This is a genomic window from uncultured Litoreibacter sp. (assembly GCF_947487515.1).
In the GTDB taxonomy this organism is placed as follows: Bacteria; Pseudomonadota; Alphaproteobacteria; order Rhodobacterales; family Rhodobacteraceae; genus Litoreibacter.
In genome coordinates, this window is sequence record NZ_CANKWO010000003.1 from 684,318 (window position 1) to 697,708 (window position 13,391).

At 56.5% G+C, this 13,391-nt stretch carries 12 protein-coding genes; 5 read left to right on the plus strand and 7 right to left on the minus strand.

Annotated elements, in window-relative coordinates:
• Positions 1-89 precede the first annotated feature (89 nt).
• Entirely contained in the window at positions 90-2,384 is a 2,295-nt protein-coding gene (locus Q0746_RS13300) for an NADP-dependent malic enzyme (protein WP_298261032.1), read from the plus strand.
• Between the two features lie 59 nt (positions 2,385-2,443).
• Here Q0746_RS13300 and tyrS read toward each other — a convergent pair whose 3' ends face one another.
• Positions 2,444-3,697 carry a tyrosine--tRNA ligase gene (gene tyrS / locus Q0746_RS13305; protein WP_298261034.1) on the minus strand — a complete coding sequence of 418 codons (1,254 nt, stop codon included), beginning with the start codon at positions 3,695-3,697 and terminating at the stop codon, positions 2,444-2,446.
• Positions 3,698-3,764: 67 nt separating this feature from the next.
• Between tyrS and Q0746_RS13310 the strand changes: the two genes are divergently transcribed.
• Entirely contained in the window at positions 3,765-4,877 is a 1,113-nt protein-coding gene (locus Q0746_RS13310; protein WP_298261036.1) for an anhydro-N-acetylmuramic acid kinase, read from the plus strand.
• Positions 4,878-4,958: 81 nt separating this feature from the next.
• Here the strand turns inward: Q0746_RS13310 and eno are convergent, their stop codons facing one another.
• The 3 genes from eno to Q0746_RS13325 form a co-directional block, all read right to left on the minus strand.
• On the minus strand, positions 4,959-6,236 hold the full coding sequence (eno, locus tag Q0746_RS13315) for a phosphopyruvate hydratase (protein WP_298261038.1): 1,278 nt from the start codon (positions 6,234-6,236) through the stop codon (positions 4,959-4,961).
• A 123-nt stretch (positions 6,237-6,359) separates the two neighbouring features.
• On the minus strand, positions 6,360-7,865 hold the full coding sequence (locus Q0746_RS13320; RefSeq protein WP_298261040.1) for a sulfotransferase family protein: 1,506 nt from the start codon (positions 7,863-7,865) through the stop codon (positions 6,360-6,362).
• Between the two features lie 26 nt (positions 7,866-7,891).
• Entirely contained in the window at positions 7,892-8,299 is a 408-nt protein-coding gene (locus Q0746_RS13325) for a Fur family transcriptional regulator (protein ID WP_298261043.1), read from the minus strand.
• 294 nt (positions 8,300-8,593) lie between these two features.
• On the opposite strand from Q0746_RS13325, the gene Q0746_RS13330 reads away from it, so the two are divergent.
• Positions 8,594-9,931: a DEAD/DEAH box helicase gene (locus tag Q0746_RS13330; protein WP_298261045.1), complete on the plus strand. Its 1,338-nt coding sequence runs from the start codon at positions 8,594-8,596 to the stop codon at positions 9,929-9,931.
• 3 nt (positions 9,932-9,934) lie between these two features.
• Positions 9,935-10,204 (plus strand): methionine synthase, encoded by a 270-nt coding sequence (locus Q0746_RS13335; protein ID WP_298261047.1) that lies wholly within the window; start codon positions 9,935-9,937, stop codon positions 10,202-10,204.
• A gap of 44 nt (positions 10,205-10,248) precedes the next feature.
• Here Q0746_RS13335 and ssb read toward each other — a convergent pair whose 3' ends face one another.
• Positions 10,249-10,770, minus strand: a complete 522-nt coding sequence (ssb, locus tag Q0746_RS13340; protein WP_298261049.1) for a single-stranded DNA-binding protein — start codon at positions 10,768-10,770, stop codon at positions 10,249-10,251.
• 172 nt (positions 10,771-10,942) lie between these two features.
• On the opposite strand from ssb, the gene Q0746_RS13345 reads away from it, so the two are divergent.
• Complete coding sequence (locus Q0746_RS13345) at positions 10,943-11,569, plus strand: lytic transglycosylase domain-containing protein (protein ID WP_298261051.1); 627 nt, start codon at positions 10,943-10,945, stop codon at positions 11,567-11,569.
• Here Q0746_RS13345 and aroB read toward each other — a convergent pair.
• Together aroB and Q0746_RS13355 are read right to left on the minus strand one after the other, a co-directional pair.
• On the minus strand, positions 11,558-12,676 hold the full coding sequence (aroB, locus tag Q0746_RS13350) for a 3-dehydroquinate synthase (RefSeq protein WP_298261053.1): 1,119 nt from the start codon (positions 12,674-12,676) through the stop codon (positions 11,558-11,560). The genes Q0746_RS13345 and aroB overlap by 12 nt on opposite strands.
• On the minus strand, positions 12,673-13,230 hold the full coding sequence (locus tag Q0746_RS13355; RefSeq protein WP_298261055.1) for a shikimate kinase: 558 nt from the start codon (positions 13,228-13,230) through the stop codon (positions 12,673-12,675). Before Q0746_RS13355 ends, aroB begins: the two co-directional genes overlap by 4 nt.
• Between the last annotated feature and the right edge of the window lie 161 nt (positions 13,231-13,391).

The window sequence follows — 13,391 nt, forward strand, 5'->3', positions numbered from 1 at the left end:
AAGTCTTGCTTCGCAGTGCGAATTACGCGACATAGTGAGATAGATTTCAAATTAGTTTAACATTAAACTAATTTTCAGGGAGAGACCGCATGACAGAAAAACGCAATGAGAAAGAGCGCCAGAATGCTCTTCGGCAGGCGGCCCTAGATTATCACCGCTTCCCTAAGCCTGGAAAGCTGGAAATCCGTGCGACCAAACCCTTAGCCAACGGGCGGGACCTGTCGCGCGCCTATTCTCCCGGAGTGGCGGAAGCCTGTCTTGAAATCAAAAGCGATCCCGATACCGCACAAGATTACACCTCGCGCGGAAATCTGGTTGGCGTGGTGTCCAACGGAACAGCCGTCTTGGGCTTGGGGAACATTGGTGCGCTGGCGTCCAAACCCGTTATGGAAGGGAAGGCGGTCCTGTTCAAAAAATTCGCCAATATCGACTGTTTCGACATCGAGTTGGATGAAAAGAACCCCGAAAAACTGGCCGAAATTGTCTGTGCATTGGGGCCAACCTTCGGCGCAATCAATCTGGAAGATATCAAGGCGCCGGACTGCTTTATCGTAGAAGACATCTGCCGCGAGCGCATGGATATTCCGGTTTTCCACGATGACCAACACGGCACCGCCATCGTTGTGGGGGCTGCGGCGACCAATGCCTTGAAGGTCGCAGGCAAGGCGTTCGAGGACATCAAGATTGTCTCCACCGGCGGCGGCGCGGCTGGGATTGCCTGCTTGAACATGTTGCTGAAATTAGGCGTGAAGCGTGAAAACGTCTGGCTGTGTGACATCGCCGGATTGGTGTACGAAGGCCGCACCGAGGAAATGACCCCGCAAAAGGCTGCATTCGCCCAAAAGTCAGACCTGCGGAGCCTGAGCGACGTGATCGCCGGCGCTGATATGTTTCTGGGCCTGTCGGGGCCGGGGGTGCTCAAACCAGAAATGGTGGCAGAAATGACGTCGCAGCCGATCATCTTCGCGCTCGCGAATCCGACGCCGGAAATCATGCCCGATGACGCCCGAAAAGTAGCGCCGGATGCGATAATTGCGACTGGGCGAAGCGACTACCCAAATCAGGTAAACAACGTTTTGTGCTTCCCCTTCATCTTTCGCGGCGCGTTGGATGTTGGAGCCACAACGATCAACGATCAGATGAAAATTGGCTGCGTGGAAGGCATCGCTGCCCTCGCGCGTGCCACGACCTCTGCTGAGGCCGCCGCGGCCTATCAGGGCGAACAGCTCACCTTTGGCGCGGATTACCTGATTCCCAAGCCCTTTGACCCACGCTTGATTGGGGTCGTGGCCTCCGCGGTGGCGAAGGCTGCGATGGAAAGCGGTGTGGCGAAGCGCCCTTTGGAGGATATCGAGAGCTACAAAGCAGAGCTTGATGGCTCTGTGTTTAAGTCGGCTATGATTATGCGCCCTGTGTTTGAGGCGGCGCGAACAGTATCGCGCAAAATTGTCTTCACCGAAGGGGAAAGCGAGCGTGTTTTGCGGGCCGCAAACGCGATGCTGGAGGATACAACTGATAAACCGATCCTCATTGGCCGCCCCGAAGTGATAGAGCGTCGTGCGGAACGTGCGGGGTTATCGATCAAGCCCGGTCGTGACTTTGAGCTGGTGAACCCCAATGACGACCCGCGGTATCGCGATTATTGGCAGACCTACCACCGGATCATGGCCCGCCGAGGTGTAACCCCTGATCTGGCGCGCGCGATCATGCGGACCAACACCACGGCGATTGGCGCAGTCATGGTTCATCGCGGTGACGCAGATAGCTTGATTTGCGGGACATTCGGTCAGTTTTTGTGGCACTTGAACTATGTGTCACAAGTATTGGGAGATGCCGAGCTACACCCCGTGGGAGCGTTGTCCTTAATGATCCTTGAGGATGGCCCACTGTTCGTCGCCGATACACATGTTCACCCCGAACCCACCTCCGAGCAGATTGCAGAGACCGTGATCGCTGCGGCCCGCCATGTGCGGCGTTTTGGGGTAGAGCCGAAAATAGCGCTTTGTTCGCACTCGCAATTCGGCAATTTGGAGTGTGACACCGGCCGCAGAATGCGCGGGGCTTTGGCGATACTGGACGCTCAGCCACGTGACTTCGCCTATGAGGGTGAAATGCACACCGATGCGGCATTGGACCAAGAGCTGCGTGCGCGAATTATGCCTGAAAGTCGCTTCGAAGGGGCGGCGAATGTGCTCGTATTCGCGAACACTGATGCCGCGTCTGGGGTCCGTAACATATTGAAAATGAAGGGCGGGGGGCTAGAGGTTGGCCCGATCTTGATGGGGATGGGCAACAAGGCCCATATCGTCACGCCGTCTATCACTGCGCGTGGTCTGCTGAATGTTTCAGCCATCGCAGGCACACCGGTCGCGCATTACGGATAGCGTGGCCTGCGTCGGGCGAGCTGGGGGCGCGCAAAGATGCGCATCCCCAGTGGTCTACACTACTTTTCCAAGGTGACTAGAGCGTGACGTTTTTTACCCGCTGACAGTTTTATGGGGGTCGCCAACAGATCCGCTGTGATGAACAATCCGGTTTCGGTCAGGGGCGCGTCGTTCATCTTGGCGCCATTGTCCGCAATGAGCCGTTTGGCCTCTTTGCCGGATCCCGCGAGCCCCGAACGCACGATCAGTTGCACGATGGAAATTCCCTCCCCCAGTTCGTCCGCCGTTAAGGCAAGGGTAGGCAAGCTGTCGCCCGTGCCGCCCTTTTCGAACACCTCGCGCGCCGTGGCTTCGGCTGCAATCGCCGCGTCACGCCCATGCAAAAGCGCGGTCACCTCATTTGCCAAGGTGACTTTCGCCTCGTTGATCTCTACGCCTTCAAGTGCGCCAAGACGGTTGCATTCCTCCACCGGCATCTCCGTGTAAAGCTTCAAGAACCGGCCAACATCCGCGTCAGTTGTGTTTCGCCAGAATTGCCAAAACTGGTAGGGGCTGAGCAGATCACCATTCAGCCAAACTGCGCCATCTTGGCTTTTGCCCATTTTCTTACCGTCGCTTGTGGTCAGCAAAGGGGAAGTCAGACCAAAAATCTGGCCGTCCAGAATGCGCCGTGTCAGATCAATCCCGTTGACGATATTTCCCCATTGATCCGAGCCGCCCATTTGCAATGCGCAGCCGTAGCGACGGTGCAGCTCCATGAAGTCATAAGCCTGCAAAATCATGTAGTTGAACTCTAGGAACGACAAGGATTGTTCACGGTCCAAACGCGACTTGACGCTTTCAAAAGCCAGCATGCGGTTGACCGAGAAATGGCGGCCAACATCACGAAGAAAGTCGAGGTAGTTCAATCCGTCCAGCCATTCAGCGTTGTTTTTCATCATGGCGTCGGTTGGCGCGTCCCCAAAGGAGACGTAATGCGAGAACACCGATTTGATGCCTTCAATGTTTTGATCGATTTGCGCGGGAGTCAGCAAAGGGCGCTCATCCGCACGAAAGCTCGGATCGCCGACTTTGGTGGTGCCGCCGCCCATCAAAACAATGGGTTTGTGGCCAGTTTTTTGCAGCCAGCGCAGCATCATGATCTGGATCAACGACCCGACATGCAGTGACGATGCGGTCGCATCAAAGCCGATATATGCAGGGACCACACCCGAGGCCAAGGCCTCGTCCAAGCCTTGATAGTCGGTGCAATCGGCTAGAAAGCCACGCTCCATCATGACAGATAGGAATTCAGATTTGGCATGGTAAGTCATTGGGGTATCGTCCCTGTGAAACAGTATCCTGCGCCTTATAGGCGTGAGGGGCACGAAGGGGAAGACATTGAAGATCACCGGTTCAATTTGGGCGCTTGGCGCGATGTCGGGAACCTCTCTGGATGGAGTGGATGCGGCTTTGCTGTTCACAGATGGCGAGGTGATATCGGCCTTCGGTCAAAGTGACTACCGCGCCTTCAGCGCAGCTGAGCGCGCTTCGATTGCAAGGGCTTTGGGGCAATGGCCGGATGGGGCGGATGTAGCGCAAGCCGCTGAAACCGTTGAGACAGTTCATGCGGCGCTCTTGTCACGTATGATGCGGGCGGACCCTGAGCAATCCCCACAAATCGTCGGGTTTCACGGCCAAACCTTAGCCCATGATCCCGACCGCCAGCGCACACATCAAACAGGGGATGGCGCGTTGCTAGCGCATATATTGCAATGCCCCGTTGTCTGGGATTTCCGCAGTGCTGATGTGCAGTTGGGCGGGCAGGGCGCGCCCTTGGCGCCGTTCTTTCATTTTGCCTGCGCTCAGTATTTGTCTCTAACGGCCCCGACGGTGTTCCTCAATCTGGGGGGGGTGGGCAACGTCACCTATGTCGACCCGAGCTATGATGCCCCCCAAGACACAGGCGCGTTGCTGGCCTTTGATACGGGGCCCGCGAATGCTCCGATCAATGATTTGATGCAAGCGCGTCAAAATCTGCCCTATGATCAAGACGGCTCTCTTGCAGCACAGGGGCACGTTGACGCGACAACCGTCGAGAGCTTCATGTCGCACGCCTATTTCCACAAAGTGCCGCCCAAATCGTTGGATCGGGACGATTTCACACAGCTTCCTCCCATGGTCGCCAAGCTTTCGGATGCAGACGCTGCGGCCACTTTGGCCGAATGCTGCGCCGCTTCGGTGGCCCGCGCGATGGAGCATATGCCAAAATCCCCCGCGCAAATTCTGGTGTGCGGAGGAGGGAGGCGAAATGCGCATATCATGGCCCGCCTCAAGGCTTTGACCGGCGTGCAGGTTCAAGACGTTGATGAATATGGCTTGGATGGCGACATGCTCGAGGCGCAGGCCTTTGCCTATCTCGCCGTCCGCGTCGCGCGTGGCTTGCCGACAAGTTGCCCAAGCACAACCGGCGTTGCGGCAAATGTTGGTGGAGGAACGGTCAGCCAACCCTAGGGGGCGAAACCAACCGCAGCATTGCGCTGCGATCGGTGATTGTCATGTACCGCGCGTACGTTAAGGGCACGCGGGTGTCAGTTATCCTTTGAGGATTGAACGACCGGCATATTCAGCCGTCTCGCCCAGCATCTCGTCGATGCGGATCAACTGGTTGTATTTCGCCAAACGGTCAGAGCGCGACAGCGAGCCGGTTTTGATTTGGCCACAGTTGGTCGCCACGGCGAGGTCCGCGATCGTTGCGTCCTCGGTCTCGCCCGAGCGGTGCGACATCACGTTGGTGAAACCCGCGCGGTGCGCCATTTCTACGGCTTTCAAAGTCTCGGTCAATGTGCCGATCTGGTTCACTTTGACCAGCATGGAGTTGGCAGAACGCTTCTGGATACCTTCGGCCAGACGGGCTGGGTTGGTTACAAACAAATCGTCGCCAACCAGCTGGATTTTGTCGCCAAGTTTCGCGGTCAGGGCGGCCCAACCGTCCCAATCGTCTTCGCCCATGCCGTCTTCAATCGAGATGATCGGGTAGTCCGCAACCAAAGCCGCCAGATAGTCGACGTTCTCTTCGGAAGACAAAACTTTGCCTTCGCCTTTCATGTCGTATTTGCCGTCGCGGTAGTATTCGGTCGCGGCACAATCAAGGGCAAGATGGATGTCTTCGCCTGGCTTGTAGCCAGCTTTTTCGACGGCTTTCAGGATGAAGTCCAAGGCTTCGCGTGACGACGAAATCGCTGGTGCAAAGCCGCCCTCGTCGCCGATCCCTGTGGAATAGCCGCCGTCGGACAGCTCTTTTTTCAACGTATGGAAAACCTCTGACCCCATGCGCACGGCTTCGCGGATGTTTTCCGCAGCGACTGGCATGATCATGAATTCTTGGATGTCGATCGGGTTGTCAGCATGCTCGCCGCCGTTGATGATGTTCATCATTGGAACCGGCAATACCCGCGCCGAGGTGCCGCCGATGTAGCGGAACAAAGGCTGCGAGGTGAAATCGGCTGCGGCTTTCGCGGCTGCCATGGAGACACCCAAAATGGCGTTTGCGCCCAAGCGGCCTTTGTTGTCTGTGCCGTCCAGATCAATCATCAATTCGTCAAGGCCAACTTGATCCAGCGCGTCTTCGCCCAGCAGGTTTTCCGCCAACTCACCGTTCACCGCAGCAATCGCGTCCAAAACGCCTTTGCCCATGTAGCGCGACTTATCACCATCACGTTTTTCGACCGCCTCATATGCGCCCGTTGAAGCGCCCGATGGAACCGCTGCACGACCCATTGTGCCGTCCTCAAGCATGACGTCCACCTCCACGGTCGGGTTGCCCCGGCTGTCGAGGATTTCGCGGGCGTGGATGTCGATAATTGTGCTCATAGCAGGGGCTTCCTTAGCGTCAGATTACAGTTGTGGCAGGGTATAGAGGCGCAATGTGACAAGGGCAAGTCACGTGCCGTTAGCGCTAACGAAATAATGTCGCGGCAAGCGAGACTAGCGGTCCTACCGGCGCGCGCCCAATCCATCCAAGAGAGGCCCGAGGTGGGCCTCGTAGTTCCGCCACGCTTCAGAACTGCCTTGGTACATAGCGCGTCGCACTTGGGTTGAGGACACGGTCATAACCGCCCGTTTGTTCTTGTGAAATTCGAGACAGCCGTCTTCCCAATCCACCCCAGTAAATTCCAACAAACGTTCGGTTTGCCGTTTTTGGTTTTGGGTCAGATGTTCGTAGTCCATGTCCAATATCCGCCCTGGAAAGCGTTCATGCCAGAAAGCCATAAGATCTTGGTACATGTGGTAATATTGGGCAATATTTGCCATTGAATGCTGGTAGCTGTTCCCCGTGGTTGCAAATCCGTGGCGGAAGATTGACCAGCACACAGCGCGTGCATCACGAGAACAATGAATGATCTTAGCCTCGGGCAGGGCTTTGAGGATGAACCCGATCCAACGGAAATTCAGCGGCAGCTTGTCGGTCACGATTGGGGCGTCCGTTTCAATGTCGCCTATTCCACCAAGATATCCTGCGCGTATCTCGCGCAGGAGGGGCTCGCTCATGGGTTGCTCAAAGATACGGGCCCGTTGCAGCACATTCTCCAGCAGGTCCAGCTCTCCGGCCCCGTGTACCTGCGAATGGCTTGCTAGAATTTGTTCGGTCAACGATGTGCCGGAACGCGGCATCCCAACAATGAAAACAGGCCGTGGCGAAGCCGTTGGTATCCGCAGTTCAGGCACTGATTGACCGAAGGTCGCCTTCAAGCTTTGAAACAACCTTTGATCAGCAACGGGCGAATAGGGTGTATGGGCGTCCAACACCGCGTTCGCCTTCTCGAAATAGTCAAACGCGCGGTCATAGTCGGCCATGTCGTCATATGCCTTGCCCAACGCAAACCCCAAAGAGCCTTTGCCGGTAGGGTCCAACGCGTCAGAGGACCAAAGTGTCTCCATCTCTTGGATGTGCGGATTATCAGCGGTGTACTTTTGGCATACAGACAAATTTCGATGAGTTGGGGCGAAGTTCGGCGATAGGTCTATGGCGCGGCGTAACTCTTTGGCGGCGGCGTCATAGTCGCCCAAATGCAGCAACACATCCCCTTTGTTGGAAATGGCTTCGACGTAATCCGGCATCAGGGCAATGGCGCGGTCTAGTAGGGCAATTGCATCCTTGCTGCGGTTCATATCCTTCATCAGACAGCCCAGATTGTTCAAAGCCTCTGCGTAGTTCGGGTTCTGTTCAATCGCTGCTAGGTAATGCGTTGCGGCTTCCTTGAGACGGCCAAGATCACCTAACACAACCCCCAGGTTATTTTGCGCCTCGGCATAGTCCGGTCGCTGGGCAACTGCTGCCCTGAGGGGGGCCAAAGCGTCGACCAGCCGGCCCATCTTCGCCAAAATTAAGCCCGTCAAGTTTTGCGTGATTGGGAAGTCTGGGAATAGCTTGTCCAATGCCTGCGCCTTCGCCAGCGCGTCCTCTAATGCGCCGTCTTGGAAGGGTGCGACAATTTCCATCAGTTGTTCTTGAGTGGGGCGCGTGATCATGTGTCTTTTACCCCGTAAAGTTCAAGCCGGTGGCCTTTCAGCTTGTAGCCAAGGCGATTTGCGATTTTTTCTTGAAGCTCTTCGATTTCGGGGTCCACGAACTCGATCACCTCGCCGGTTTGCATGTCAATGAGGTGGTCGTGATGGTCGCGCTCGGCGTCTTCATAGCGGGCGCGCCCGTCGCCGAACTCCAGCCGTTCCAAAAGACCAGCTTCTTCAAACAACTTGACGGTGCGATAGACAGTGGCAATTGAGATACCTGCATCCAAAGCAGACGCCCGCGCGTGCAATTCCTCCACGTCAGGGTGATCGACAGCCTCTTCCAAAACCTGCGCGATCACGCGGCGTTGTCCAGTCATCCGTAAGCCGCGTTCTGTGGAACGGCTTATAATGGATTTTGCCATGTCGTCGGCCCCCTTCGTCTTTTGGGTGCATTTTAGGCGCGGCAGAGCGCTTCCTCCAGCCCTAATACGGGCTCAGGCTTGACTTATGTTGGCACAAGGCGCATTTGCCCTCCAAGCTTGCGCAATTATGGTGCCGCGTGAGTTCCGCATATTCGCGGGGCATCGCACCGCCGCAGCACACACGTTCCCGAAATTCACGCGAATGGGTCCGGTGGAGGAGACGCCTCCACGACCATTTTAACGCGACCCTGCCGCCTTTTGGGCGCGGGGCCACATGTCACGAGAGGACATGACTTGAATAAGTTTGAAGCATTGGGGATTTCCCCGAAAATCGCCGAGAAGTTGGAAGACAACGGCATAACAACACCAACGCCGATCCAAGAAGAGGCCATCCCGATCATCCTGACCGGCCGCGACGTCATGGGCCTTGCCCAAACCGGCACGGGTAAGACGGCGGCTTTTGGTCTGCCAATGATCCACAATCTGGTAAAAATTGGCACGAAGCCTGCGTCACGTACTGTGCGTGGCCTCATTCTTGCGCCCACCCGTGAGTTGGCCAAGCAAATCTGCGACAACCTGAAGATGTTCCAAGGCGGCGGACACCTGAAGATCAATATGGTCGTCGGCGGTGTCTCGATAAACCCGCAGAAAAAGGCGCTAGAGCGCGGGACCGACATTCTGGTCGCAACACCAGGGCGACTGATCGATCTGCTGCAACAAAAGGCGGTTGTGCTGGGGGACGCCCAGTATCTGGTGCTGGATGAGGCGGATCAAATGCTCGACATGGGCTTTATCCATGCGCTGCGCCAAATCGCACCTTTGCTGCCGAAAGATCGTCAAACGCTGTTGTTCTCGGCCACCATGCCGAAACTGATGGAAGAGTTGGCCGCGACCTATCTGGATCATCCGCGCCGCGTCCAAGTCGCAGCTCCGGGTAAAACCGCTGACAAGATCACGCAATCGGTTCACTACATAGCCAAGGCGGCTAAGAACGATTTGCTGCTTGAGCTGATGGACAAGCACCGCGATGACCTCGCACTTGTGTTCTGCCGCACCAAGCATGGTGCGGAAAAGCTGATGAAGCTTCTGGACAAGAAGGGCTTTGCGGCCGGATCCATCCACGGCAACAAGTCGCAAAACCACCGTGATCGTTCCTTGGCGGCGTTCAAGGCGGGGGATTTGAAAATCCTCGTGGCGACCGATGTGGCCGCGCGTGGTATCGACATTCCTGGTGTGGGGTTTGTGTATAACTACGACCTTCCGAATGTGCCCGAAAGCTATGTCCACCGCATTGGACGGACCGCGCGTGCAGGCCGCGAGGGCGAGGCGATTGCATTTTGCGCGCCCGACGAAATGGGCGAGCTGAAGGACATCGAGAAGCTGCTCAAAATCACCATTCCATTGGGTGGTGGTCGTCGCTGGGAACGCCACGAAGAGGAAAAGAAGCCCGCACGCGGAGGCGGCGGCAATCGTGGTGGCGGTCGCCCGGGTGGTGGTGGAGGCGGTCGTCGCGGCCAAGGCAAGCCGAAGCCTGCAGGCGGCGGTGGCGGCGATGCCCCATCCGGTGGCGCGCCGAAACGCAAGCGCAATCGTCGTCGTCGGGGGCAAGGTCCGGCAAACGCTGCGGCGTAAGTTATGAGCACCCTTCAAAAGGTCATGGCGATTATTATGACCCTAGTCACAGTCTGCTTCGGTGGGCTGTGGGCGCTGGGCTATATGTACACCATGGCGATGGCCTGTGCGTTCGGAAACCCCTCAGGCAATTGCTCCCCTCCCTTGCCTTGGCAAATGCATGGTGAAGACCTGCAGATTTTTGTTTTGGTTCCGGGGGCGATATTCTTGGGATTGCTCGGTGTGACAATACTGCTCTGGCGATCCAAGCCGGACGCCGACAGCGAGACATGAAAAAGGGGCCGCGAGGCCCCTTTAATTTTGTGCAGTTCTAATTTTTAGAACGGGATTTCGTCGTCGATATCGCTGGACGGGCTGGGTTGTCCGCCGCCACCGCCAGAGGGTCCGCTGTCATAGCCGCCACCCATCGGGTCGCCACCATAACCGCCGCCACCACCGCCACCAGCGTAGCCGCCGCCACCACCGCCGCCGCCTGAACCGCCACCATTCGGGCCGTCGAGCATGGTCAGCGTGCCGCCAAAGCCTTGCAACACAACCTCGGTGGAATAGCGGTCAGCGCCGCTTTGATCTTGCCATTTGCGCGTTTGCAGCTGGCCTTCGATGTAGACTTTGGAGCCTTTGCGCAAATATTGCTCTGCGATGCGGACCAAACCCTCTTGGAAGATCGCAACAGAGTGCCATTCGGTTTTTTCACGACGTTCGCCGGTGTTGCGGTCTTTCCAAGTCTCGGAAGTGGCGATGCGAAGGTTGCAGACCTTGCCGCCGTTTTGGAAATTTCGAACTTCTGGGTCGCGCCCCAAGTTGCCGATGAGAATGACTTTGTTAACTGAACCGGCCATATGCTTGCGTCTCCCGAATCTTGCTTTTGTGAACTTATACACGTCGGTATTTGGTTCATGGAAGACTTACAACCACACTCTGTAGTGGGCAGGAATTTGCGCAGGGGGTGGTTAATACATTTGAAACATCTATATTGCGCAAACGTGCTGGTGGTGAATGGAACTGAAAACTATGCGTAAGCTATTGGTGGCATTGATGGCATTTTCGATTGCCGCGCCGGTTTTACCGGACATGGGGCAGGCTGAAGGCTTGGTTGCTTCGGGATCCAGCAGCAATCGTGGATCGCTTTTCAAATCTCAGGCGCGCCTATTGGATGGGCGCTTGTCGAAGCAGTATAAATCATCTGCCAAGTTGCGGCCGGGCAGGGCCTCTTTGGCCTCTCTCAATAGCGGCTCTTTGCGATCGACATCGATCCCCCGCTACACCGGCTCACAGAAAAGCACCTATTTGGGGGATGCGAAACGTGCTGCGCGCAAGCATGGAATCCCACAAGATTTGTTTTTGCGTCTGATCCAACAAGAAAGCGCATGGAAGCCGCAAGTGGTGTCCCACGCAGGCGCAATTGGTCTGGCGCAATTGATGCCGGGAACTGCGCGGCTGTTGAAGGTGAACCCGCGTGACCCCAAGCAAAACCTAGAAGGTGGCGCGCGCTACCTGAAGCAAATGTACCGCAAATTCGGCAGTTGGCGTTTGGCGCTTGCGGCTTATAACGCTGGCCCTGGAGCGGTTGAAAAGCACGGCGGCGTGCCCCCCTACAAAGAAACGCGCAACTACGTGCGCAAAATTCTAGGAAGCTAGGGCGTCACTTAGGGTCGCTTTGACGATCTTGGGGTCCACCTCTGACGTGACAAACGCCTGTCCTATGCCGCGGGTCATAATGTAGTTCAGGGTGCCTTGGGTGACCTTTTTGTCTTGGCCCATCAGTGTCATCAAGGCCGCTGCGTCTGGCAGGTCACCTTCTATATCGCTGAGATCGGTTTTCATGCCCATGTCCTTAAGGTGGGCACGAACACGGCTTGGGTCTTCTTGCGAACACAGACCAAGGCGGGAGGAGACCTCAAACGCAAGCGCGCAACCGATGGCCACCCCTTCACCGTGCAACAATCGGTCAGAGTACCCTGTGGCGGCCTCTAATGCGTGCCCGAAAGTGTGCCCCAAGTTGAGCAAGGCTCGGTCACCTTTTTCGGTTTCGTCACGCTCTACGATATCGGCCTTCATCTGGCACGACCAGCGCACGGCTTCGATCCGCTTGGCAATATCGCCTTTGGCCAGAGCCGGCGCATTGCCTTCAAGCCAGTCAAAGAATGCGGCATCGCCCAAAAGTCCGTATTTTACGACTTCGCCGTATCCCGCAAGGAAATCACGCTCGGTCAAAGTTCCAAGTACCGCAACATCCGCCAGAACCAAAGAGGGCTGGTGAAACGATCCGATCAGGTTTTTCCCATGAGAGGAATTGATCGCAGTTTTTCCGCCTACAGAACTGTCCACCTGTGCCAGCAAGGACGTCGGTATCTGCACGAAACGTACCCCACGGCGCAAAATGGCCGCGGCAAAGCCAACCAAATCCCCGATGACGCCGCCGCCAAAGGCCACGACCATATCACCGCGCTCTACCTTTTGCTCCAGCAGCCATTCAACCGTTTCGGTCAGGTAGCGCCAGCATTTGGTGGCCTCCCCTGAGGGCAGGGTCAGATGCACCATCTCCACTCCTGCGGCACGTAAGCCATTGCGCAAGCTGTCCAAATGCAGGGGCCCCACAGTGTCATCCGTGATAACGGCAACCTTTGGGCGCGACAGAAATGGGGCGACCCAATCGCCTGCATTAGCCAGCAACCCGTGGCCGATTTCTATGCGGTAGCTGCGCTCGCCCAAGGCAACTTGGACGGTTTCATGCGGTTGGCTCATGTGTTGGTCTCTTTTAGCAGGTTAGCGGTGTTCAGCGTTTCTATGACCTTTTGCGCCATATCTTCGATGGAGTACTCGGGCTGGGCTTCGACGAACATCGCCGCTTGTTCATAGATCGGGGTGCGGGCGTTAAATATTTCGGTCAATGTGGCCAGCGGGTTGTCTGTCTGCAACAAGGGGCGTGTCGTTTTATGCCGTACGCGCGACCATAACAGTTGCAAGTCCGCCTTCAGCCAGATCGCCACGCCTTTTTCGGCAATCAGCGCACGGTTTGTATCACTTAGAAACGCCCCGCCACCGGTTGACAGAACCGCAGGCTCACCCTCCAGCAGCCGCGCTATGACCTCCGTTTCCCGCGCACGGAAAAACGCCTCGCCATCGCGCTCGAATATCTCGGCAATCGAGCGATCAGCTGCCCGCACCAGTTCTTCATCGCTGTCGATGAACGGGACGTCCAAGATACGTGCGACGGCCCCGCCTATGGCGGTTTTTCCGGCGCCCATCATGCCCACGAGGACCAAGGGGCGGGTCAAAGTCATGGTTTTCGGTGGCATTCTCTCGCTCAATTTGTCGAATTCTGTCCTGAATGGCGTGAACTTGTCGGAAAAGCCATATATGATTCACTCAACAGGTACAAAAGACGGCACTAAAAAGTGCCCAGACAAAAGGCAGACGCAGCGTGGTAAGGCTTTTAAAAGCTCTGATTTTTCTAATC

Bases quoted from the DNA above. Each gene is read 5' to 3' on its own strand.
- Q0746_RS13300 (WP_298261032.1), top strand. From the start codon at position 90: ATGACAGAAAAACGCAATGAGAAAGAGCGCCAGAATGCTCTTCGGCAG.
- tyrS (WP_298261034.1), bottom strand. From the start codon at position 3,697: ATGACTTACCATGCCAAATCTGAATTCCTATCTGTCATGATGGAGCGT.
- eno (WP_298261038.1), bottom strand. From the start codon at position 6,236: ATGAGCACAATTATCGACATCCACGCCCGCGAAATCCTCGACAGCCGG.
- Q0746_RS13320 (WP_298261040.1), bottom strand. From the start codon at position 7,865: ATGGAAATTGTCGCACCCTTCCAAGACGGCGCATTAGAGGACGCGCTG.
- Q0746_RS13325 (WP_298261043.1), bottom strand. From the start codon at position 8,299: ATGGCAAAATCCATTATAAGCCGTTCCACAGAACGCGGCTTACGGATG.
- Q0746_RS13335 (WP_298261047.1), top strand. From the start codon at position 9,935: ATGAGCACCCTTCAAAAGGTCATGGCGATTATTATGACCCTAGTCACA.
- ssb (WP_298261049.1), bottom strand. From the start codon at position 10,770: ATGGCCGGTTCAGTTAACAAAGTCATTCTCATCGGCAACTTGGGGCGC.
- Q0746_RS13345 (WP_298261051.1), top strand. From the start codon at position 10,943: ATGCGTAAGCTATTGGTGGCATTGATGGCATTTTCGATTGCCGCGCCG.
- aroB (WP_298261053.1), bottom strand. From the start codon at position 12,676: ATGAGCCAACCGCATGAAACCGTCCAAGTTGCCTTGGGCGAGCGCAGC.
- Q0746_RS13355 (WP_298261055.1), bottom strand. From the start codon at position 13,230: ATGCCACCGAAAACCATGACTTTGACCCGCCCCTTGGTCCTCGTGGGC.